The sequence below is a fragment of the Williamsia sp. z34 genome (assembly GCF_059553395.1).
In genome coordinates, this window is sequence record NZ_JCANWW010000005.1 from 1 (window position 1) to 22,897 (window position 22,897).

19 protein-coding genes are annotated in these 22,897 nt (G+C 65.6%); 9 read left to right on the forward strand and 10 right to left on the reverse strand.

Annotated elements, in window-relative coordinates; all coding sequences use genetic code 11:
• Nucleotides 1-264 precede the first annotated feature (264 nt).
• Nucleotides 265-1,320 carry an IS110 family RNA-guided transposase gene (locus tag AC51GT_RS13620; protein ID WP_496323328.1) on the forward strand — a complete coding sequence of 352 codons (1,056 nt, stop codon included), beginning with the start codon at nucleotides 265-267 and terminating at the stop codon, nucleotides 1,318-1,320.
• 76 nt (nucleotides 1,321-1,396) lie between these two features.
• On the opposite strand, the gene curA is transcribed toward AC51GT_RS13620, so the two are convergent.
• Nucleotides 1,397-2,416: an NADPH-dependent curcumin/dihydrocurcumin reductase gene (gene curA, locus AC51GT_RS13625; RefSeq protein WP_496329106.1), complete on the reverse strand. Its 1,020-nt coding sequence runs from the start codon at nucleotides 2,414-2,416 to the stop codon at nucleotides 1,397-1,399.
• 101 nt (nucleotides 2,417-2,517) lie between these two features.
• Here curA and AC51GT_RS13630 point away from each other — a divergent pair, with 101 nt between their 5' ends.
• The gene (locus AC51GT_RS13630; protein WP_496329107.1) at nucleotides 2,518-3,834 is read left to right on the forward strand and encodes an alpha-hydroxy-acid oxidizing protein; all 1,317 of its coding nucleotides are present in this window, start codon (nucleotides 2,518-2,520) and stop codon (nucleotides 3,832-3,834) included.
• 74 nt (nucleotides 3,835-3,908) lie between these two features.
• On the opposite strand, the gene AC51GT_RS13635 is transcribed toward AC51GT_RS13630, so the two are convergent.
• Nucleotides 3,909-4,790, reverse strand: a complete 882-nt coding sequence (locus tag AC51GT_RS13635) for an oxygenase MpaB family protein (protein ID WP_496329108.1) — start codon at nucleotides 4,788-4,790, stop codon at nucleotides 3,909-3,911.
• Between the two features lie 111 nt (nucleotides 4,791-4,901).
• On the opposite strand from AC51GT_RS13635, the gene AC51GT_RS13640 reads away from it, so the two are divergent.
• A complete protein-coding gene (locus AC51GT_RS13640; RefSeq protein WP_496327406.1) occupies nucleotides 4,902-5,534 on the forward strand; it encodes a TetR/AcrR family transcriptional regulator in 633 nt (210 codons plus the stop codon).
• Here the strand turns inward: AC51GT_RS13640 and AC51GT_RS13645 are convergent.
• Complete coding sequence (locus AC51GT_RS13645; RefSeq protein WP_496329109.1) at nucleotides 5,473-6,765, reverse strand: MFS transporter; 1,293 nt, start codon at nucleotides 6,763-6,765, stop codon at nucleotides 5,473-5,475. The genes AC51GT_RS13640 and AC51GT_RS13645 overlap by 62 nt on opposite strands.
• 82 nt (nucleotides 6,766-6,847) lie before the next feature.
• On the opposite strand from AC51GT_RS13645, the gene AC51GT_RS13650 reads away from it, so the two are divergent.
• The 4 genes from AC51GT_RS13650 (at nucleotide 6,848) to AC51GT_RS13665 (ending at nucleotide 10,608) form a co-directional block, all read left to right on the forward strand.
• The gene (locus tag AC51GT_RS13650) at nucleotides 6,848-7,510 is read left to right on the forward strand and encodes a TetR/AcrR family transcriptional regulator (RefSeq protein WP_496329110.1); all 663 of its coding nucleotides are present in this window, start codon (nucleotides 6,848-6,850) and stop codon (nucleotides 7,508-7,510) included.
• Nucleotides 7,511-7,619: 109 nt separating this feature from the next.
• Nucleotides 7,620-8,834: an acyl-CoA dehydrogenase family protein gene (locus AC51GT_RS13655; RefSeq protein ID WP_496329111.1), complete on the forward strand. Its 1,215-nt coding sequence runs from the start codon at nucleotides 7,620-7,622 to the stop codon at nucleotides 8,832-8,834.
• Nucleotides 8,831-9,853: a phosphotransferase family protein gene (locus AC51GT_RS13660; RefSeq protein ID WP_496329112.1), complete on the forward strand. Its 1,023-nt coding sequence runs from the start codon at nucleotides 8,831-8,833 to the stop codon at nucleotides 9,851-9,853. Before AC51GT_RS13655 ends, AC51GT_RS13660 begins: the two co-directional genes overlap by 4 nt.
• Before the next feature lie 11 nt (nucleotides 9,854-9,864).
• Complete coding sequence (locus AC51GT_RS13665; RefSeq protein ID WP_496329113.1) at nucleotides 9,865-10,608, forward strand: SDR family NAD(P)-dependent oxidoreductase; 744 nt, start codon at nucleotides 9,865-9,867, stop codon at nucleotides 10,606-10,608.
• A gap of 27 nt (nucleotides 10,609-10,635) precedes the next feature.
• Here the strand turns inward: AC51GT_RS13665 and AC51GT_RS13670 are convergent, their stop codons facing one another.
• From AC51GT_RS13670 to AC51GT_RS13695, 6 genes are all read right to left on the reverse strand, one after another.
• Nucleotides 10,636-11,748, reverse strand: a complete 1,113-nt coding sequence (locus AC51GT_RS13670) for an FAD-dependent monooxygenase (protein ID WP_496329114.1) — start codon at nucleotides 11,746-11,748, stop codon at nucleotides 10,636-10,638.
• A gap of 46 nt (nucleotides 11,749-11,794) precedes the next feature.
• The gene (locus tag AC51GT_RS13675; protein ID WP_496329115.1) at nucleotides 11,795-12,970 is read right to left on the reverse strand and encodes an acyl-CoA dehydrogenase family protein; all 1,176 of its coding nucleotides are present in this window, start codon (nucleotides 12,968-12,970) and stop codon (nucleotides 11,795-11,797) included.
• Nucleotides 12,970-13,401 carry an ester cyclase gene (locus AC51GT_RS13680; RefSeq protein ID WP_496329116.1) on the reverse strand — a complete coding sequence of 144 codons (432 nt, stop codon included), beginning with the start codon at nucleotides 13,399-13,401 and terminating at the stop codon, nucleotides 12,970-12,972. Before AC51GT_RS13680 ends, AC51GT_RS13675 begins: the two co-directional genes overlap by 1 nt.
• 126 nt (nucleotides 13,402-13,527) lie before the next feature.
• Nucleotides 13,528-15,150: a LuxR C-terminal-related transcriptional regulator gene (locus tag AC51GT_RS13685; protein WP_496329117.1), complete on the reverse strand. Its 1,623-nt coding sequence runs from the start codon at nucleotides 15,148-15,150 to the stop codon at nucleotides 13,528-13,530.
• Between the two features lie 49 nt (nucleotides 15,151-15,199).
• Complete coding sequence (locus tag AC51GT_RS13690; RefSeq protein WP_496329118.1) at nucleotides 15,200-16,555, reverse strand: DUF2867 domain-containing protein; 1,356 nt, start codon at nucleotides 16,553-16,555, stop codon at nucleotides 15,200-15,202.
• A gap of 52 nt (nucleotides 16,556-16,607) precedes the next feature.
• Nucleotides 16,608-17,369 carry a histidine phosphatase family protein gene (locus AC51GT_RS13695; protein WP_496329119.1) on the reverse strand — a complete coding sequence of 254 codons (762 nt, stop codon included), beginning with the start codon at nucleotides 17,367-17,369 and terminating at the stop codon, nucleotides 16,608-16,610.
• Between the two features lie 136 nt (nucleotides 17,370-17,505).
• On the opposite strand from AC51GT_RS13695, the gene AC51GT_RS13700 reads away from it, so the two are divergent.
• Nucleotides 17,506-20,190: an HAD family hydrolase gene (locus AC51GT_RS13700; protein WP_496329120.1), complete on the forward strand. Its 2,685-nt coding sequence runs from the start codon at nucleotides 17,506-17,508 to the stop codon at nucleotides 20,188-20,190.
• Nucleotides 20,177-21,232 (forward strand): class I SAM-dependent methyltransferase, encoded by a 1,056-nt coding sequence (locus AC51GT_RS13705; protein WP_496329121.1) that lies wholly within the window; start codon nucleotides 20,177-20,179, stop codon nucleotides 21,230-21,232. Before AC51GT_RS13700 ends, AC51GT_RS13705 begins: the two co-directional genes overlap by 14 nt.
• Before the next feature lie 185 nt (nucleotides 21,233-21,417).
• Here AC51GT_RS13705 and AC51GT_RS13710 read toward each other — a convergent pair whose 3' ends face one another.
• The gene (locus AC51GT_RS13710) at nucleotides 21,418-22,704 is read right to left on the reverse strand and encodes an HNH endonuclease signature motif containing protein (RefSeq protein WP_496329122.1); all 1,287 of its coding nucleotides are present in this window, start codon (nucleotides 22,702-22,704) and stop codon (nucleotides 21,418-21,420) included.
• Nucleotides 22,705-22,897 lie beyond the last annotated feature (193 nt).

The window sequence follows — 22,897 nt, forward strand, 5'->3', positions numbered from 1 at the left end:
CCCGATGATGTGCCCTCAGTGTGACTCTTGTGTTGCCGCCTGAGCGGTGGTTGGGTCCTGGTCACCTGGTGTTTGGCTCTTGATGTGCCTGCCGGCATCGCATTGATGCGCATGTCTGGTCTTGCAAAAGTTATGCCAACACCAGGTGGGAAGGACCGGCCGATGTGGCTTGATAGGAGCGTGGCAACGCCCCCAACTGAGGATTGCCCACCGACCGGCCCAACCGTCCCTGGTCCCTGTTTCTGAAATCAGGAGGCAACCACCATGGTTGTAGTTGGAGTCGATGTACACAAGAGCTCACACACATTTGTTGCCGTCGATCCCGTCGGCAAAAAGCTAGGCCAACTCACCGCCCCGGCCACCACCGCCGGCCATCATGCCGCGATGCGATGGGCCCACACCCAGTTCGGTACCGACCTGCTCTGGGGCATCGAAGACTGCCGACAGATGTCGACCCGCCTCGAACGCGACCTACTCACCGCCGGCCAGACCGCCGTGCGGGTACCCACCAAAATGATGGCCCACACCCGTGCCTCGGCACGTACCCGCGGCAAATCAGATCCCATCGACGCTCTGGCCGTCGCGCGGGCAGTGCTGCGCGAACCGAACCTGCCCGCCGCCGGCGCCGACCCCCGATCCCGCGAGATACGTCTACTAGTCGATCGACGCGAAGTGTTTGTCGCACAACGCACCTCAACAATCAACCGACTGCTGTGGCGAGTCCATGAAATCAACCCCGCCTACGCCCCCAAACCACGCTCGCTGAGCATGCACAAACACCAACAGATCCTCGCCGCACAGCTGGCCACCGAGACCGGACTGCTGGCCGACATCGCCCGCGAAGAACTCGACGAGATCATCTCCCTGACCACCCGGATCAACACCACGGCCACCGAGATCGGCAAACGAGTCCGCGAACTGGTTCCCTCGCTACTACAGCTACCCGGCTGCGGGGAACTCACCGCAGCCAAAATCGTCGGCGAAACCGCCGGCATCGCCCGCTTCCACTCGGCCGACGCCTACGCCAACTACGCCGGCACCGCCCCCATCCCGGTCTGGTCCGGCAACACCGCCGGCCGCGTCCGGCTACCGCGCTGCGGCAACCGACAACTCACCACCGCCCTGCACCGCATCGCCCTGACCCAAACCCGACTCGAAGACAGCGACGGCTACACCTACTACCGCAAACGCCGCGCCGCCGGCGACTCCACCACCGCAGCCCTCCGAGCACTCCGACGCCGCCTGGTCCGCACCGTCTATCAACGCCTGATCACCGACACTGCGCCCCAACCACGAGCCATTCAGACCGCCGCCGCTTGACATAGGAGCAACTTTTGGCGGTGCTCACCTGGGGTTTTGTTCGCCAAAAGGGCACACTTTCGGGGGTTGGGGGCGGTCAGTCGGCGACGCGGACCAGGGCTTTGCCGAAGTTGCGGCCTTTGAGGAGGCCACGGAACGCGTCGAGGACATTATCGAAGCCGTCAGTGATGTCTTCCCGGTACTTCAGGGAACCGTCGGCGACCCATTTGGAGGCCTCATCGAGGAACTTCGGCATCTGGTCGGCGGCGAACTCGGTTTGGATGAAGCCGCGAATCGTCAGGCTCTGGGCGAGCACGATCCCCATCAACTGCCCGGTCCGGTCCGGTCCCTCGGGAAGCGACGTCAGGTTGTAGTTCGCGACGAGTCCGCAGACCGGGATGCGGCCATAGAGGTTCATCCGGGGTAGTACGGCGTCGAAAACCGCGCCCCCGACATTCTCGAAGTAGACGTCGATGCCGTCGGGTGTGGCGGCCGCCAATTGCTCGGCGAAGTCGTCGGCGCGATGATCGACCGCGGCATCGAAGCCGAGTTCGTCGAGCAGATAGGAGACCTTGTCGGGGCCGCCGGCGATGCCGACGGCGCGTGCCCCCTTGATCTTTGCGATCTGGCCGACGGCCGACCCCACCGGACCCGCTGCGGCAGCAACCACCACCGTTTCGCCGGGCTGGGGTTTGCCGATGGTCAGCAGGCCCGCGTATGCGGTGAACCCGGGCATGCCCAGTACACCCAGAGCGGTCGACGGGGGGTTGGTCTTCGGGTCGAGGAGTCGGAGTTGCTTGGCCGGCTCCACCGAATGTGTCTGCCAGCCGCCGTAACCCAGCACGACATCCCCCGGCGCGAAGCGGTCGACGGTGGACTCGATGACGCGGGACACCGTTGCCCCCACCATCGGGTCGCCGATCTCGACCGGCGGCGCGTACGACTTCGCGGCGCTCATCCGGCCGCGCATGTATGGATCGAGCGAGAGGTAGAGCGTCTGCAACGAGACCTCGCCGTCCTGTGGTTCGCGCAGTGCGAACTCCTCGAAACGGAAATCGGAGTCCTTGGGCTCACCGTGTGGCCGCGCGGCCAGCACGATCCGGGTGGCGTTCGTCATATGTCTCCTCATCGAGATCGACCGTGCACATCCACCGTGCCCGTGGTGGCGTGTTCCGTCAACCATTGTTCCCGCGACCGTAGTGTCACTACGGTGAAGCGATGAGCAGCGAGGAGTCAGATTCGGTGGGCGGGACGGATTCGGTGGGCCGGGCCCGCCAGAACATCATCTACTCGGACGGTGTGTTCGGTCGAAAACCGAAGGTACCGACCAACTTTGAAGCCCTCGAACGCGCGGCCAAGAAGAGGATGTCACCGAAGGCCTGGGCGTATGTGGCCGGTGGGGCCGGTGACGGCGGGACGATGTCGGCAAATCGCCGGGCATTCGACCGGTGGGCGATCGTGCCCCGGATGCTGCGGGATGTCTCGAAGCGGACATTGGCGACCGAACTGTTCGGGCAGCAGCTGCCGGCGCCGATCCTGTTCTCTCCCGTTGGTGCCGGCGCTCTGGCCTACCCTCGGGCCGACATCCACATCGGACGCGCCGCAGCCGAACTCGGCGTGCCCTATATCTTCTCGAGCCAGGGCAGCGCGCCGATGGAACAGACCGCGGCCGCGATGGACGAGGTTGCCGCCGGGGCGCCGCGTTGGTACCAGCTGTACTGGTCGACCGACGAAGAACTGGTCGACAGCTTCTTGAATCGTGCCGAAAAGTGCGGGGCCGCAGCGATAGTCGTCACCCTGGACACCACGATGCTGGGCTGGCGTCCGCAAGACCTCAATCTGGGGTCGTTGCCCTTCGCCCAGGGGCTCGGGATCGATCAGTACACCTCGGACCCGCGATTCATCGACATCGTCCGAGAGCGGATCGCCGCAGGACTCCCGCGGGAACGGCCGCAGATCACCGCCGGCGCCATCAAGTCGCTGGTGTCGATGGCCCGCAACACCCCGGGTGATGTTGTGCGCAACCTGGTTTCGCCCGTTCCGCGGGAATCGGTGCAGACATTTCTGGAGATCTATTCACGGCCGTCGTTGAGTTGGGCCGACATCGCCGGACTCCGCGAGCGCACGTCGTTACCGATCGTGCTCAAGGGCATCCTGCATCCCGACGACGCCCTGCAGGCGGTCGACCTGGGGGTCGACGGGATTCTCGTGTCCAACCACGGGGGCCGGCAGGTCGATGGGGCGATCGGGTCCCTGGACGCGCTGGTCGATGTTGCCGCGGCGGTGCAGGGCCGCGCAAAAGTGTTGCTCGACTCGGGTGTTCACGGTGGTGCCGATGCGTTCAAGGCGCTGGCACTCGGCGCCGACGCGGTCTGCGTGGGTCGGCCACACATGTACGGGCTGGCCCTGGCGGGCGCCGAGGGTGCCCGCGATGTGGTCGCCAACATCATCGCCGAACTGGATCTGACGCTGGGATTGTCGGGCCACACAAGGGTCGCGGACCTGACTCCCTCGTCGCTGAAGAGGATCGGCTGAGCTGAGAACCGCTGTCAATGGACACCGGTGGTCAGCGTGTACGTACTCAACGGCAGGACGGCCGTGTCGCCGGATCAGGTCAGGGCGCGACCCGTCCGGATCCGGCGCCGGACATCCCAGAGATAGGCGTTGAAAGGGAAGGCGCGCAACGGCTTCGGTAGCCGGGTCGCCACGGTCTTGGCGACGCGGTTGTGGACGTCGAACACCCGCTGGTTCCGGTCGGGCCAGGCCAGGCCCATCTTGTCCCGGAACTCCGGCGGCAGGAAGCCGGTGGTGACGAACAGGCCATAACCGCCGATCACGAATGAGATCGGCCGCGGCAGGAACTCGAACCTTGAGATGGAGAGCAGCAGCTCGCGGATGGTGTCGTCGATCTCGAGTCCGGCGACGGTGGTGTCCCAGTAGACCTGGAAGTCGGCGCGGGTCGCGGGCCACAGATCGCGGGGCATCTGGAGCGTGGTGCCCATGAGCGCACCCTGTTGGTAGGCCTGTTCGGTGACCGCTTCGGGATCGCCGTAGAGGTACTGCATGTCTTCCCAGCCCTTGTAGAGGCAGGCGGCAACCCATAGTTGCAGGGTCGGATCGAAGGCGTTGTATTTCACCGGGCTGGACCCGCTCGACCTCACCTGGGCGTGCGCGTGGCCGATCGCCTTGCGGTAGGCCTTGCGGTCTTCAGGCGTGCCGTTGACCGCGACCGCGAGGTACGACAGCGTGGTGCGGCCCCGTTTGAGTGGGTGCTTGAACAGGTTGCCGGAGTCGACCTTGCTCTCGGCCACGCCGTAGCCGACCGCGGGCAGCGCGAGTTGCATGATCACGTTCGCGGCGCCGGCGAGAGCCGAGATGCCGGGCATTTCCAGCAGGTCACCGGACGCGCTGTCGGCCTCGACCCGGGTCCATACCGGTGCCGACGGCTCCACGGAGCGGGCGGTACTTCCATCGGTGATCCCAGACGTCATTGTCTGCCCTTCCCGCCGTGAACATTGTGACTACGTACGTTGTCTGTTTGATTCAACCGACCTGTCGACCGAAAGTCAATCGCCTCCATCACGGGGTGAGAGGATGGGGGGATGGCTGACCCCTTACGCCCGTACGGAGGCGAAAACGGAGCAGACCGGGTGAAACGGCGCCGGGCGATGCTGGTTGACGCGGCGCTCGACATACTCGGTTCGCCCGACGGCGGGGCGATCAGTGTGCGCGGGGTCTGTCGGCAGGCCGGTCTGACGGCCCGCTATTTCTACGAGAGTTTCGACGATGTCGATGCGCTGGTCGCGGCCACCTATGACGAGGTGGTTCTCGACATCGCGACCGCTGCGCAGGAGGCGGTGCTGGCCGGCGGCAGGTCGCCCCGCGATCAGATCGCGTCGGTCGTGCGGGTCATCGTCGACCGGATCGACGCCGACCGCAGGCGGGGGCGGGTGCTGTTCTCGCAGACACTGCTGAGCGGCAAACTGGCCAGCAAGCGCATGGACACCACCCTGATGTTCGCGGCGTTGACGATGCAGAACTCGGGCGCAGATGATGCCGGACCCCGGGTGCAGGGTGCGGCCCACTTCTACGTCGGTGGGTTCGGGCAGGTCCTGTCCGCTTGGATCGACGGTCGGATCAACTGCAACACAGACGAACTCATAGACCTGTGCGTCACGATGATGTGGGGCGCGGTGTCGGAGCTGTTTCCGCTTCGGGCCGAGCAGCACCAGTGAGCCGGTGGTTGTTCCAGCGGTCGAAGCCGATCCAGAGCAGCAGGCCCAGCACTGAGACGCCGATGCCGATCAGGCACAGGGTGGCCCAGCCGCCGCCGGCGTAAGCAAACCCCGAGCACACCGAACCGGCCACCGCGCCGGTGAAATACGTGACCATGTAGGCGGTGGTCACCCGGCTGCGGGTCTCGGGCGCCAAGGCGTAGATGGCGGTCTGGTTCGACAGCTGCGACGCCTGTGCCCCGAGGTCGAACACCACCAGTCCGATGATGAAGGCGGCCAGTGGGGTACCGGGCCACGCCAGCAGCAACCAGCCCGCGATGGTGACGAGCCACGCCGACGTTGTCGCCAGGCGCAGATGTCCGCGGTCGGCGAGCTTGCCGATCAGCGGGGCGCCCGCCGCGCCTGCGATACCGGCCAGGCCGAACGCGCCGATGGCCGATTCCGAGTAGTCGAAGTGCTCACCACGGTTGCCGGACAACAGAAATGCCGTCGACGTCCACATGGCGCTGAAACCGAACATGGTGAGGAACCCGAGTGCCATCCGCTGCCGCAGCATCGTTTCGGTGCGGACCATCCGGGCCACCGACAACAGCAGATGTCCGTACGGTTGATGTGGCCGGGCGGAATCAGACGGCGTCATGAAGTACACGACCACCGCCAGCACCGCCATCAGTCCGGCGCAGACGAACATCACCGATCGCCAGCCGCCGAATTCGGCGATCAGACCGCTGACGAGACGGGCGAGAAGGATGCCCATCAACAGGCCGCTCATCACCACACCCACCACGCGGCCGCGGTCGGAGGGCAGTGCCAGAGATGATGACCAGGGGATGACGATTTGCGCAGTGGCGGCGCTGATCCCGACCAGGACCGATGCCGCGAACAGTGTGACGAATCCGGGGGCCAGCCCGCTGAGCAGCAGGGCGCAGGCGGACGCGGTCATCATGCTGGGCGCCAACAGTTTCCGATTCCACAGGTCGCCCAGTGGAACCAGCAGGAGCATGCCGAGGACGTAACCGAACTGCGCGGCGGTCACCACCAGTGCCGCAGTGGCGGTGCTCACGGCGAAGTCCGCGCGGATCTCGTCGAGAACCGGTTGCAGGAGATACAGCGAGGAGACCGACAGGCCGCAGGTGAGCGCAAACAGAAGCGTCAGTGACGAACTGATCCCGACGGGCCCCGTCCGGGGGGAGGTGGGGTCGGCCTGCATCTGGTCAGCTTGCCGGATCATCCGGCCCGATCACCAATCGGGCATGCGGGCGCCGGTGCGGTGTGTATGGGGCCGACCGGCGCGACAAGCTAGGTTGAGATCCATGAACTCCGGGGTCGATCCGACGTCGCACATCAGTGATGACGATGCGCGGGACGCCGGTGCGTGGCGACAGTACGGGGACGAGGAAGACCTCCCGGTGCCACTGGCTGCCGCGCTCGCGGCGTTTGCCGAGCACGGATACCACGGCACGTCGGTGCGCGACATCGCTGCCCGCGCCGGGCTCAGTGTGCCGGGCCTCTATCACCACTACCCGTCCAAGCAATCGCTGTTGCAGGGCCTGCTCGAACGGACGATGAGCGACCTCCTGGATCGTTCGGAGGCCGCGCTGGCCGAGGCTGGCCCCTCCCCGCTGGAACAGTTCGACGCGGTGGTCGAATCGCTCCTCCGGTTCCACATGTACCGCCGGGCGCGGGCGTTTGTCGGTTCCACCGAGATTCGGAGCCTGGAGCCGGACTTCCGGCTCGAGTACATCGCGCTCCGCGACCGCCAGCAGCGGATGGTGGACAACATCGTCGAGGCCGGAGTGGCCTCGGGGGACTTCGTCGGCCCGTATCCCAAGGATGCCGCGCGGGCCGTCGCCACCATGTGTGTGGGTGTTTCGACGTGGTACCGGCCCCGGGGTCGGCTCGGTCCCGACGAGTTGGTGTCGCGATATCTGCTGATCGCACGGCAGATGGTGGGGGTTGTACCCGACGCCGGATGAGCCGGACGCTTGACCGCCCTGGTCTCGCCGTGGCACGGTGTTGTCCTACCGAACGATCGCTCGGTCGGGCCGGTTCCGGGTCGTCGAGCACCGCGCACAAGGAGGTGCCATGGCGATTCAGCTTTCTTATGATCCCCAGGTCGAGGACGTCGTCAAGAAGACGAATGTGTTCGTCCGCGACCACGTCCTGCCGATCGAGGACGAGTTCGCCGGCGACATCACTGCCGCCGGCGGAGACGAGCGTCGGCTCGAGATGCGTGACCGGGCCCGTGAGGCGGGTGTCTTCGCGCCGCACGCTCCGGTCGAGTACGGCGGTCTCGGCTTCAACATGTCGGACCGCGCCCCGGTCTTCGAGGCGGCCGGTTACTCGGTCTTCGGGCCCATCGCGCTGCACATCGGTGCACCCGATGAGGGCAATGTGCACATGCTCGCCCACATCGCCTCCGGCGCGCAGAAGGAGAAGTACCTCGCGCCGCTGGCCGCCGGAGACCAGCGTTCGGCGTTTGCCATGACCGAGCCCTCACCCGGTGCCGGTGCCGATCCGTCAGCCCTGCGCACCGCCGCCACCAAGGTCGACGGTGGCTGGAAGATCAACGGCGACAAGTGGTTCATCACCGGAGCCGACGGCGCCGGATTCTTCATCATCATGGCCCGCACTGCCGGTGCCCCCGGCGATCGCGGCGGGGCCACGATGTTCCTCGCACCCGCAGGCACCCCGGGCATCACCGTCGGACGTCATATCAACACGATCGACCGGGCGATGATCGGCGGACATTGCGAGGTCGCCTTCCGGGACGTCTTCGTTCCCGACGAGGACGTCCTCGGTGAGGTCGACGAGGGATACCGCTACGCGCAGGTGCGTCTCGGCCCGGCCCGCATGACCCACGTGATGCGCTGGATGGGCAGCGCCAACCGGGCCCATGACGTCGCGCTGAACTACGTCGCGCAGCGTGAGGCCTTCGGTGGCAAGCTCGGTGACCTCGGCATGATCCAGAAGATGGTGGCCGACAACGAGATCGACCTCGCCGCTGCTCGGGCGCTGTTGGTCAAGGCCTGCTGGGCCCTCGATCAGGGTTCCAATGCGGGTGATGAGACGTCGATTGCCAAAACATTTGGCGCCGAGGCATTCTCCCGGGTGGTCGACCGTTCGATCCAGATGTGCGGCGGCATGGGTGTCTCCGATGAACTGCCGCTGGCCCGTCTGCAGCGTGAGCTCCGCCCGTTCCAGATCTACGACGGTCCGTCCGAGGTGCATCGTTGGGCCATCGCCAAGCGCGCCGTGGGCAAGACCAAGAAGGCCATCGCCGCCGGGAAGGTGTCATGACCTCGCTGCCCGGGATGGATGTTGCCAGGCTTCGCGCATACCTGATCGAGAGCGGTGTTCCGGTCACCGGCGACCTGGTTGTCGAACTGATCAGCGGAGGACGGTCGAATCTGACCTTCACTGCTCGTGATGACAACTCGCACTGGGTGGTTCGGCGACCGCCGACCGGTGGCCTGACCCCGTCGGCGCATGACATGAATCGAGAATGGACGGTCACCAACGGATTGCAGGGTACTGCGGTTCCGGTGGCCGGCACCGTCGCCTTCGACCAGGAAGGTGAGGTCCTCGGCGCGCCGTTCACCGTCGTCGAATTCGTGGACGGGTTGGTGGTGCGCAGCGCCGATGACCTCGAGGCGCTCAGCGGCGACGACATCGAGCGCAACGTCGACGGTCTGATCCGGGCGCTCGCCGACCTGCACGCAGTCGACTACCAGGCGGTGGGCCTGGGTGAGTTCGGTCGCCCGGACGGTTTCGTGGCCAGGCAGGTCAAGACGTGGGCGCGGCAGTGGGAACACGTGAAGACCCGTGAACTCGACGATGTCGCCACACTGTATGCGGCACTGAGTGAAGCGATTCCGGCACAGACTACGAATTCGATCGTGCACGGTGATTTCCGGGTCGACAACACGATTCTCGACACGAGTGATCCGGGCAAGATCAAGGCAGTGGTCGACTGGGAGATGTCGACGCTGGGGGACCCGCTGACCGACGTCGCCCTGATGTGCGTCTACCGCGCGCCGGTCTTCGACGCCGTGCTCGGGATGGAAGCCGCCTGGACGAGCGACCGCTATCCGTCGCCGGACGATCTCGCCGAGCGCTACGCCAGGGTCTCCGGTCGCGAGTTGTCGGACTGGAACTTCTATCTGGCGCTGGCGAACTTCAAGCTCGGCGTGATCGGTGAGGGTATCACCCACCGCGCGCGCAGCGGTTCGTCGTCGGGTGAAGGTGCCGAAAGTGCCGCCAACGCAACGGGTGAGTTCATGGCGGCCGGCCTGCGGGCGATCAACAGCAAGTACTGAGGAGTGTTCCGGTGAGCAAGCAGGACAAGGGTCGCAAAGTCGCGTTGGTGACGGGAGCCTCACGGGGTATCGGTGCCGAGATCGCGTCGAGGTTCGCGGCCGACGGCTGGGACCTGACGATCAGTGCGCGCAGTCCGGAGCCGTTGCAGGAGCTGGCAACCCGGTTGGTGAACACACACGGGGGGCGGGTGGAGGTGGTCACCGCCGACGCGGCCGTCGAAGAGGAATTGATGCATCTGGCGGCGGTGCACGCCACCGAGTACGGCCGGCTCGACGCGCTGATACTCAATGCCGGGATGGGCCAGAAGGGTCCGATCAGCGACCTGCCCGCCCGCCGCTTCGACAAGCTCTATCAGGTGAACCTCAGGTCGGCGTATGTGCTGTTGCAGTCTCTGCTCCCGACGCTGCGCAGCACAGCCGAATTGGCCGGTGCCGCAAAGGTCATCGCCATCGCGTCGATCACCGGAGTTCATCCCGAACCCGACCTCGCCGCGTACGGCGCGACCAAGGCCGCGCTGATCTCGTTGTGCGAGACCTTCAATCTGGAGGAGTCGGGCCGCGGCGTGTCCGCGTCGACGATCTCGCCTGGATATGTGAACACCGACATGTCGTCCTGGACCGCGATCCCGCCGGAAGAGATGATCACCGCGGCCGATGTTGCGACGATCGCGATGGCAGTGACCCAATTGTCCCGGTATGCGGTGCTTCCCGGTGTGGTCCTGAGCCGGCCGGGGACCAACCTCGGCCGGGCCTGAGTAGTTCGAGATCGTCGTCGCTGTGACTCAAGGGGTGCCGCGCAGGGGCCGGTAGTTGGCCTGCAGGATGCGCTTCCCGAATCCGCGGAGCACGACGTTGCGGATCAGCGGTGGCAGATTGCGTGCGTGGTCGCGGCGGTGGGTCTGGGCGAGAACCCAATCCGTCCGCGGTCGGCGGCGCTGTTCGAATGCCGCCAATGCCTCGGTGGTATTCGTGGCTGCCGTGAGGGATTCGGTCAGCACGATGGCGTCTTCGAGGGCCATTGCGACACCCTGGGCCATATTGGGTGAGGTGGCGTGGGCGGCGTCACCGATGAGTAGGACGTTGCCGCGCGACCACCGGTCGAGCACGACTTCTTCGACCGGGCCGGCATGCACTGCTTCCGGGCCCCTTTTGTCCAGCGCATCGAGCACGGTCGGGACCGGTTCGGCATAGTCCGACAACACGTTTCGCAGCGGGATCGCCGGGTCGCTGATCGGCCCGTCGCAGTAGCAGTACACCTGACCGTGCCCGATCGGGAACATCAGGAATGCCGAACCCGGCCCGAGCCGGACCGACCACAGTCCCGGCGGACCGTCCCACGGGGCGAGGAAGCGGTACGCGTACTGGCCGACCGGCGTGGTCGCGTCGACATCGAAAACTTGCCTGCGAACCGTGGAGTGCACACCGTCGGCGCCCACGACGAGGTCGTAGTGGCCGACATGGCCCGCGGTCGTTCGCACCGTGATGTCCGGTCCGTCCGAGTTGATCACCGCGGGTGAATCACCCCACCGGATCGGCACATCGGCGACCCCGTCGATCAACACTCGGTGGAGGTCGGCGCGGGGCATGGCCAGGCACGACCCGATCCCGTCCCAGAGTTCGTCGACGTCGACGTCGAACAGCAGACGACCACGGTGGTCGGCGGTGCGCTGGCGATAAATGCGAGCGGCCAGACCGGCCACCGGGCGCGCGAGTCCGATCGCCTCGAGTGCTCGAACGGTGTTGCCCAGCAGGTAGATTCCGGTGCCACCGGGAACAGGGATCGGGGCTCGCTCGATGATCTCGACGGACGCGCCCCAGTCATGCAACAAGCGTGCGGTGGCAGGACCGGCGATACCGGCGCCCACTATCAGGACACGTACTCCGTCACCGTGCATGGTGACCACCTCCGTCACCCACAACGACGCCCGTGGACCGGATCTGTCAGAAAACGGTGAGGTCGACGTCTTGTCCGGCAAGTATCGCACCCGCCGTTGTGAGGCTGTCGAGCTTTACGAGGAAATGCTGGGTGATCGCATGAACGTCGCGCAGCCTGCGCTGGAGTGGATGATCGGAGTACAGCGCGGTGCCACCCCCGGCGGTGTAGGCGGTGTCGACCACCTCGACCGCAGTGGCCACCGCCCACGTGCACGCGGCGCGCAGATGAGCCCGAAACTCGGGTGTGAACTCGTCGTCGGCCAAAGCTGTTACCCAGGCGGAGTCGGCGTCGGCGTACAACAGGCTGCGCGCGGCGCGCAGCTTCGCATCGGTGACGCCCAGCTGGTGCTGGAACAGCGGGTTGGACGCCAGCGTTGCCGGGCCGAGAAGCGGTACCTTCCGCGTCGCCAGGGTGATGATGTCAGTGAGTGCTGCGGTGGCGATTCCGATTGCAACACTGGCGATTTCCAGTGCGAACACCGCTGGTGCGGGGATGCGTAACAGCGGTTCGTCGAGACACGGTTCGTCGACCATGATGAGGCCGGTACGCTCGGCAGGGACGAGCACGTCTCGTGCCGAGAAATGGTGGCTGCCCGTGCCGCAGAGCCCGGACGCGGTCCAGGTGTCCTCGATCTCGACCTGTTCGGGCGAGAGCACCACCAGCCGCATCTGCGGATCTGAGCCGTCAGAGCCGTCGCCCTCCAGGCAGTTGGCGAACAGCCAGCGGGCGTCCTGGCAACCACTGGCGAAGGCCCAACGACCGTTCACCCGATAGGCATCACCCTCGCGCATCGCCACCCCGCTCGGGTTGAAGACGCCGACGATGACCTGCGGTCCGTCGGTGTACAGGGTGTCGAAGGCGGCCCGCGAGAGGTGGCTCACGTCGAGCCAGCCGCTTGCGGCGATCCCCACCGTCCAGCTCACCGACCCGTCGGCCTGCGCCAGGGAATCGAGGACCTGCATCGCCGAAGGCAACTCGATACCGATCCCACCGTGGCTCCGGGGTAACAGCATCCGGAAACAACCGGTCTGTTCGAGTTCCGCGCGCAGGTCTGGGGGCAATCGTCGTGCCGACTCGATCTCGCGGGCCCGATCGGAGATCGTCGGGGCCAGCGTTGCTACGCCGTCGAGGATTGCGGCCGCCTCGAGCGACGGCGGCCGGGCGGCGGCAATGGCGGACATCACGACACCGCACCGGCCGAGGCGGTGGTGGCACTCAGTTGCGCCAGCAACCCGGCGACGTCGACCACACCCCATCGTTCGGCAATCTTGCCGTCGGCCACGCGCCAGATCTCGATACTGCGCACCGTCACCTCGGTACCGGACGCGGGAATCCCGAGCATCTCGCCAGTATGGATCGCGCCGACCGCAGCATTCTCGACGACCGTGTCGCCGGCCGACCGGTACTCGTCGAGCAGCATCCGCCGGTCGGACAGCCCGTCATTCAGCAAGGCGATCGTCTGCCGCATGCCTTCCCGGCCGGTGTCATGTCCCGGCATCGGGTCGTGGTTGACGAAGTCCTCGGCAAAGACTTCGTCGATCACACCGAGCCGGCCGCCGACGCATCCCTGTGTGGTGAAACGCCGCACGACGGCGATGTCCTCGTCACTCATGATGGCTCCCTTGGTTGCGGGTTTGAAACAACCGTACGAAAGCTCGCGGCTCGTCCACATCGGGCAAATCACCGATTCTGGCCCGGCGGCGTGTCTGGGTGATTCTGCGGAGTGTGCGGCGGCCGGTCAGATGAGATCGTGCTGATACGCGTAGGCCGTTGCCGCCGCCCGCGACGACAGACCCAGTTTGGTGAAGATGTTGCTCAGATGGGAGGCCACGGTCTTCTCGCTGATCACGAGGTCGGCGGCGATCGCTCGGTTGGTCGCGCCGGTGGCCACGAGCGCGAGCACCTCCAGTTCGCGGGGGCTCAGCCCGAGCGCCGAGCCCTGCCGGGCAGACGTCGCGGTGGCCTCGAGTCGGACGAGGTCGGTGGCCGCACGAAGCTCGGCGAAGATGGCGTGGGCGGTGGCGAACTCCATCTCGGCGCCCTCGGAGTCGCCGAGCCGATGGCAGGCGCGGCCGATCAGCACGATGGCCCGGGCCCGTTCGTACGGGACACCCAAGTCGCGCCATCGTGCGACGGCCCGCCGCAGCGCGATCAGGGCCTGCTCGGGTGATCCGTCGGCAAGGAGTACGGCGCCGGTGGCGTGGTCGGCCGCGGCGCGCAGGAAGGCGCTGTTCCACCGGGTGGCGAGCGCCGCGAGTTCGTCGGCCCCGGCTCGGGCGGCCAGCGCATCACCGCCGGCGAGCACGATCTCGACGTAGCCGGCGAGCAGTGCCGCCCGGGCCGGCGGTGCTGTGGCCTCGGCAAGTGCGCGCCGGATCGCGGCACCGGCCACCTCCACATCACCCTGGGCCAGGCGCAGCAGCGCCAGCCCGGGTTGCGGCTGCCGTCCCTGACGGTTCGCCTGCCGATAGGCTGCCTCGGCGGCGGCCGGCTCTCCGCGCAGCCGGTGCAACTCGGCCCTCAGGTACAGCGATTCGCCGACAGCCGGGTGACTGAACAACCTGTCGAATGCCCGTTCGGCCTCGTCGGCGGCCTCGGCCCAGCGGCCGTGCAGCAGCAGCATCTCGGCGCGGTGGATGAGGCACTGCCCGTGGTAGAGCACCAGCTCGGGTTGGTTCTCACACCAGCGACCGAAGGCCGCTGTCCACTCCTGTACCCGCCGGAGGTCGAAGAGTTCGTGGCAGCCGTCGATGGCCGTGCAATAGATGTCGCCGACGGCGATCGGTGAAACGTGCTGTGCGGCAATCGCAACGATCACCTCATCGAGCAGGGCGACGCCTTCGGTGACCTGACCTCGGTTGACCAGGCAACGCGCCACACAGACCCTCGCCAGCGCGACCAATTCGGCATCGTCGAATTGCTCGCCCGTGGCGCAGGCCTGCACGAAACCGCGATGAGCGCCGTCGGCGTCTCCTTCGAAATAGAGTCTCACCGCGGTGAGGTACCGCAGAAATCCCCGCTCCACACAGTCGGCACCGGCATCGTCGAGCAGTCGCTGCGCGTGCGAAACCCAGCCGCCGCCGCGTGCCAACTCGCCGCGATTCATCAAGCCGAACGCCAACCACGCCGCACAGCGGACCGCCCGGACCACATCACCCGATGCGAGCGCTACCTGATGCGCCCGCTCCCACATGCCCGTGCTCTCTGCGTAACGCCCCGTGAGACACGCGGTCACAGCGAGGCGTTCGAGATCATCGACACCCAGCGGTGCATAGTTGGCCGCCGCCGACAGCTGCTGGTACGCCGTCTCCCAGGCGAGCCGGCCGAACGCCTCACCGCCAGGATCCGGAGCGTTCTCCATCGGTCCAGTATGGCCTTCCACCTGCACATCGGCGATGGAAATCCATGGGTCAGGATCGGGTTTCGGCCCGTCGGATGATCTCGGTGGTCATGGCGTCGTATCTTTTCCGGTGGAGGGGCAAGGTCGCGTACCAATAGGTCCGGCCGGCAACGCCCCGTGGATAGAACACGGTGCGCAGATCGAGGTGGGTTCCCTCGTCGGTGCCGGACACCTCGATCTCGAGCCAGGCGGTGCCCGGCGCACGGTTCGACCGCAGCCGCAACACCTTTCCATCGGTGGACGAGTCCACCTGCCAGTGCTTGCGGTCCCGAACGGCTTCGATCACCTTCCACACCGTTTCCGGAGCGGCCGTCGTGTCGCCGGAATGGTGCGTGGTGTAAGCCTGTTCGCCTGCCCATCCGGGGTCGGTGGGGATGGGATCGGCCGGCGGATGATCGGGAGATGCGTTTTGCCAAGTGCTTTCGACTTCACCGCGGTCGATCCGGGCCAACGCCAGTTCGACAGATGTCCGGTACGACGTCAATCCCGCAGTGGGAGGGGGTATCACGGTGGTGATGTCGTGTTCGGAAACCACAGCATTGTGTTCGAGTGATTCGATCAGCGGCCGGGCCAGTCCACCCGGAATCGGTGTCACGGTGCCCACCCAGCGACTTGCGAGAGTTGGGGTGAGTAGCGGCAATACGAGGATGCGCCGCTTGGAGAGGCCGGCCACGTCGGCATACACCTGCATCATGTCGCCGTATTCGAGGACGTCGGGACCGCCGATGTCCCAGGTTCGCGACTCGGGCACCGGGGCGGTTGCGGCCTCGATCAGGAAGTGGAGGACGTCGTTCACCGCGATCGGCTGAATCTTGTTGTGGACCCACCGGGGCGTGGTCATGGCCGGTAGGCGTTCGGTCAGGTGCCGGATCATCTCGAACGACGCCGACCCCGAACCGATCACCACGCCGGCCTGCAACACGATCGTCTCGATGCCGGAGTCCATCAGGATCTCACCGACCTCGGTGCGTGAACTGAGGTGTTCAGAGAGTTCGACACCGGTGGGATGCAGTCCGCTCAGGTAGACGATGCGTTTGACCCCGGCGACCTCGGCCGCGGAGACCACGTTGCGGGCGGCGCGCTGCTCTTCGGCCCGGAAGTCCTTGGTCCCGCCCATGGAATGGACCAGGTGATAGACCACGTCGACATCCCGGAACGCCTCGGCCAGGGATTCCGGATCCGACAGGTCGCCCTTGATCACGGTGGCGTGTTCGGCCCACGGGGCGCCTGTCAGCTTGTCGGGCGTTCGCGCCAGCACTCGGACGTCGTGCCCACGTTGGATGAGTCGCGGTGCCAGACGGCCACCGATGTATCCGGTGGCGCCGGTGACCAGGATCTTGCGGGCCTGCGTCGATTGCGGCTGCATACGCCCCAGTGTGCCCGAAGCGACCGGGTACCCCCGCTGACCTGGCCTCCGGTCAGCGCATGGTCACCAGGGGCCGCGTGCCGTCGGTGTCATCGTCGATGTCGGCGTGGGCGTGATCGTTCACCGACATGACATTGATACCCGAGCGACCGACGAGGAGTTTGGTGACCGATGCGTTCACCATCGTCCGGGAGACCGCGGGCCAGTTCTCCGGGCTGATGCCCCAGAGGTCGGCGATCACCGCGCCGATGGTTCCCGCGGAGGACGCCGCGATCGCCACCTGTCCGGGCCCGGCGTGTCCGGCGATCTCGGCCAACGCTTGTCGAACACCGTTGCGGTATTCGGTATACGAACCGTCGGCCGCATTCGCCCACTCGATCAACGCGTCGTCGAGATTGCGCTGGAACCCGCGCTGCGCCGACGTCGCGTCCGGTGCGTTGCCGGGAGGCGGTACGTGGGTTTGAGCCAGACGCTCGAGGTTGTACTCGTTCCAGCCGGGGTTCACCACCGGCTCCGGCGCCATGCCGCTCGGGAACTGCGCGACGATTTCCTCGATCGTCTCGAGTTGGCGTGCAAGGTTTCCCGAGACGGTGAAGTCCACTTTGCCGGCGCGGGCGGCGAGCGCCTTACCGACGTTGCGGGCCTGCCTGCGCCCGAGCTCCGTCAAACTTCCGTAGCCGTTTTCGTCGACGCCGGCCTGACCATGCCGGACCAGATAGATGACACCCATCGCCCCATCTTGCCGGTACCGGTCGACGATCGAGATGTTGGCCCACTTGAAGATCCGCGAGCCATCTGTAGGCGCAAATTTCATATTTCAAGTATCGACGCTGCGGCGGTTGTGCTTCGGCGAGACGGCAATCTGATGATTCGCCCCGGGGGTGTGCTTCGTCACTAGGATGTGCTGAACCAGACAAACCGGATTGGACAGAACGCTGATCAACGAAGTGATGGAACCCAGCAAACAGGTAGTGCGTCGCGGCCGGACCACCCTCGCCGATGTACAGCAGATGCTGCGGGACGGATCGTGTTCCGTCCTGTCACTGGACATTTTCGACACGGTGTTGTGGCGACGGGTTCCGCGTCCGACCGACCTGTTCGCACTGCTGGGTGAGCGTCTCGCCAGTGAGGGCGCCTTGCCGTCCTGGGTCGACGCAGCCACCTTCCGCAGGATGCGGATCGTGGCCGAGTCGGATTCGCGGGAGCGGCGAGGAGCACTCGGTCCGGAGGTGTCGATCTACGACATCTGGCGTGAGATGCCCACCGCGATCATGACGGCCGGTGACATCGATTTCTACGTCGAGGCGGAGATCGATGAGGAATACCGGACCCTGGTGCCGGACCTCGACATCGCCGAGGTCATCAACACCGCCCACGCGCACTCGATCCCGATCGTCATGGTGTCCGACACCTACTTCCTGCAGGAGCACCTCGACCGGTTCCTGGACCGGCCCGGACTCGAACCTCTCAAGTCCGCGAGGTTCTTCCGCTCTCATGAGCACGGTGTCGACAAGGCCGAAGGTCTGTGGAAGATCGTGGTCAAGGCGTTGGGGGTATTGCCCGGCCAGATCGTGCACATCGGCGACAACAAGCGTCCCGATGTGACAGTGCCCGGCAAGTTGGGTGTCCGGACCGTGCACTTCACCCGCATCGGGGAGCGCTACGAGCCGATCCTGCGCCGCGAGCGCAGTCCCCTCGGACCGTTCGGTGCCAGTGCACCCCGCCTGGATCTGAGGCAGGGCGACTTCGGCATCACGAGTCTGCGAGCCAAGCTGATCGAGGATGCGCAGCTCGATGCCGTCGCGCCCGATGTGGCCTGTGCGTGGCGCTACGGTGCGTCGGTGCTCGGACCGGTACTCACCGGTTTTGCCGAATGGGCTGCACGCCGGGCTCACGAAGAGGGCACCTCGGTGCTCTGGTGTCCGATGCGCGAAGGCGAGATGCTTTCGACGCTGATCAACAATGCCGCCCGCCTGCATGGCTTCGATGTCACGGCGAAGCCGGTATGGCTGTCCCGACATCTGACATCGGTTGCCGCACTGGGATTCGTCGATCAGGACAGCATCCACAAGTTCATGCGGCGCCGCCACGGTATGACCATCGGCGGACTGTTGGGGATCCTCCAGCTGCGGCCCGGTGATGTGCCGGCGTTGTCGGCCCGACTCGGCACGGTGCTCGACAACGGGGTCATCGCCGACGACGTGGCCACCGCACTGACCGAGTCTCCGGCGATACGCAACCGGATCGCCACCACCGCAACAGCCACCCGCGAACGGCTGCTGGCGCACCTGCGATCGGTCGGTGCTCTTGACTCGGGCGACATCACGCTGGTGGACCTGGGGTGGGGTGCCACCATCCAGAGCCAGCTGGCAACGGCCTTGGAGTTGGCCGGAATCCCGATCACACCTGCGGGTCTGTATCTCGCGACCGATACCCGCAGTACCGCGGTCGCGCTGCGTGGTCTGCGCCTCGAGGGTTATCTCGGCTCGTCCGGTGAGCCCGTCGACATCGTCGGTCCGCTCGTCCGGAGTCCGGAGGTTCTGGAACAGGGCGTGAGCAGTCTCTGCGGATCGCTGCTCGACTTCACCCCCGACGGTGAACCGATCCTCGGACCGATCGCGGGTTCGGCAACCCAGATACATGCGCGTGCAGCCCTCCACGAAGCCGTCCACGCTTTTCAGGGCGAGTGGATTCGTTACGCTTCGGCGTCGACGGAGTGGCCGGTGTTCAACGGTGGTGAGGTGCCACTGCTGGGCAATATCCTCGCCTCGTCGATCATCTCGCCCACCGCTGACGAGGCCGCGGTCTTCGGGGCCTGGGAGCACGAGGACAACTTCGGCTCGGACCTGGTGAGTCACGTTGTGCCGGTGGACCTCCTGCCCGCGGTCGGATACATGTCGCCCGGTGATGTCACCGATCTGCTGATGCGAGATTCCTTCTGGCCGCAGGTGCTGGCGGCAAGCGATCCCAAGCTGGCCGCAGCCGTGGAGGCCGTGAACTCCGGTGCGGTACCCCCGGAGGTTTTCGAGCCGGACGAACCCGGTAGCAAGACGTTCCTGCGTTTTCGTACGGGCGACGGCAAGTGGCATGACGGACCGAAGGTTCCGCTGCGGATCAACCGGAACGGATTGTCGTTCGCGCGCCTGAACTTCGAGGCGTTCGACGCGACCGACATCGCGCTCGCGATCCCCGGACGGCCGGCGCTGGTGCGGGTCGATTGGATCGAGGCCACCGTCACCGCCGGCGGACATAGGTTGGCGGAACCGTTGCGCTGGGAACACCCAGGGGACTTCTCCGGCCTCGTGTACGCGGAATCGACATGGCTGGGCGGCAATCTGATCGAGTTCCATGCCCCGCATTCGGCGGTGTGGATACCGCTGGCCGCCCGGGCCGGGGCCCCGATCAGCACGGCTCAGGTAACCATCGCGTTTGCTGTTCTGCCGCAGTCGTTGTCGGGGCTGCAGCATCGACCGCCACCCGGGCCGCGCCTCACCAGATTGACCGCTCGCGCCAAGGGCGAATATCGGACGGGTGGGCCGCTGGCACTGGCCGCCGGTGTGGCCCGCATCGTCGCTCGCGCCGGCGGTCCGCCACCTCCGCCGAAAGATGAGGACGACGACCGTGACAACACCTGAGTTCGGGGATCGAAGCGATCCACACGCGCAGGCGCGGACTGCGCGTCAAGCGCCCCTGCTCCTGCATTCGCTGACCCTGTTCTCAGAGGTGATCGGTCGTATCTTTGCGGCGTCGCCCCCGGCGATCGTGGTGGAGGTCGGGGTCGAATCCGGCGGGGCGAGTTCGATCTATCTCGATGGCGGTGCCGGCGACGTGTACTGCATCGAATCGAGTCCGACCGAGGAGATGCGAAAAGCTCTCGCGGACAATCCCAATCTTCATCTGGTTGAGGGGTTTTCGCCGGACATTCTCGGGGATCTCCCGCTCGGCGATGTCTACATCCTCGATGGCGATCACAACTACGCCACTGTCCGTGCTGAACTCGACTGGATCCTGGCCAAGGCTCCCGACGCGATCGTCATACTCCACGACGTGTTGTGGCCTTGTGGCCGACGAGATCAGTACTACAACGCGGATGCTGTCAACGCAGACGGTGTTCACGAGAACGGTGATGACGGGCCCACGGTGTGGCACGACGAGGTCACTCCGGCGGGGTTTGTCGGTTTGGGGCACTTCACCGCCGCGATCGAGGCCGGAGGTGAGCGCAACGGCGTATTGACTGCTGTCGAAGACGCACTCGCTGCGCAGCCGTCGGGCACACACGAGTTTGCCTTGGTGCCGGCCATCTTCGGCCTCGGAATCATCTATCCGACCGGAGATCCGGAACGGTCCGATCGGCTTCGCGCGGCACTCGAACCGTACAGAAACTCGCCGTTGCTGGCGGCCATGGAGAACAATCGGATCGCGTTGTACACCCGCGTTCTCGCGATGCAGTACGAGATGGCCGACGCCGCCGACAAACGTGACGAACTCGTGCACCAGCTCGAACTGCAACGGGCGCAGCAACGCGACGAGGTCGCCGAACTCGAGCGCCGCCATCATGAAGAGCTGGCCGCACTACGGGCCAATCCACCCATCTCGATCCGCAACGTGACCCGACGTGCAGCGCGCAAAGCTGTCCGCGGGATACGTGCGGTTGGTCGAGACAGGTCTTCACACTAGCGGTCGCTGCCCCGGCAGTTTCCGTATCGGGACCAGGCCCCGGCCGGCCCGGAGGAACCCTCGATCATCTTGCGGGTTTCATCCGACCGACCGGGGTTCTGGCGACCTGCCTTTCACTGTGAAGTTGTCAAAGATCCTGCAGTGCACGGGGCAGCCGTGTTGCGGATGGAAAAACTGCGGGTTGATCAGGCTGCGGTGAGCTCGGTGGTCAGGGTGCGGCGGGCGTTGGATCGGATCGGGGTCCTGGTGAGGTCGTCCGGCGCGATGAACCACGGATGACCATCGCGATTGATAAAGACCTCCCAGCCACGGTGGTGGATGTAGCGGTGGTGTCGCCGACACAGCAGAACCATGTTGATCATGCTGGTCCCACCACCATGGCTCCAGAAGTCAATGTGGTGGGCGTCAGTCCGTCCGGGCGGGCAATCACACCCAGGGAACGCACAGCCCCGGTCGCGGGCGATCAAGGCCTTTCGGATTGCCGGCGTCACTGTCCGTTGATCGCGGCCGACATCGAGCGGCACCGAATTGTTGTCGAGCAGGATCTTCGTGATCACCGAATCACATGCCACCATTTGGGCGGTCGATGCTGATGCCGGTCCGGTCCATTCGAAGGCCGGTGCCAACGTGGGCGCCTTGGCACCTGGGATGCCGCGTAGTTGCAACTCCTGCAGGTGTTCTGGGGTCACGGTCACCACCACATGGGGCTTTGCGCCGCCACGTGACGGCCGGTCTTCCTGATCGAGATACGAATCGAGAAGTCGCTCAAGAGCATCGGCGCGGATCTGGGCATTCGATCGGCGATCCGGTGATCCGTCGGGTTCGGGTACCGGTGTCGACAACGGATCGAGCGCGACCCGTAGTTTCTCGCCCAGCAGGTTGTCCAGATCCAAGGTGCCGTGGCTGCGTCCATCGTCACCGTTCCCGAGGGTGAACTCGTTGAGCTCATGGTTCTCGGCGTCCGGGATCGGCTTGTCCGGTGGCGACAACACGATCGCGATATGCCGCGCCCGTTCCGACACCGCGGCCGGACTGGCCATCAACGCTTCGGTCAGCAAGCCTCGGACACAATCGTCTCGTTCAGCGTCGGGTAAGTCTGGATTTCGCCGTTCAATGTGGTTGATACCCTTCACTATCGAGTCCACATGCTCGCCCGACAGCGTTCCGTCCACACCGTAGGCCGCCACTGAGGGAATGTCGCCGAGCGCCTTGCCCACCCGCACATATCGATGGGCCGCCGCCGGCGCCATCCCCTCCTGCTGGAGCAGCCTGGCGGTGGATCGCACACCCGATTTCTGCGCCAACCCACGCTTGTCGACTTCGCCGACCAGCCGGAAAAGTATCTGTTCCACAACGTGATTGAGTCGGATAACCGCCACCGTGTGTGATGAAAACTGCGCATCATCCCCGGCGACCAAAGCTGCATCCCCTGCCAGATCAGACAACCTGGCGAACATTCCCCCGAAGTCCATGATTTGAGCGTACACCTGGAAACTCCTTCGCACAAGCTTTCGAATAAGCCTATTGCGCTGTAGCGCAGAATGTTTCGGGACACTCGCGGTTTGGGAGGGCAGTGTAATGAAGGGGTCTGACATTGCGGCTGTGTGCGGAAGATCGGCGGGATGATCGACACGGGCCCGGACCGCTTGGTCTTTCGATACGGTG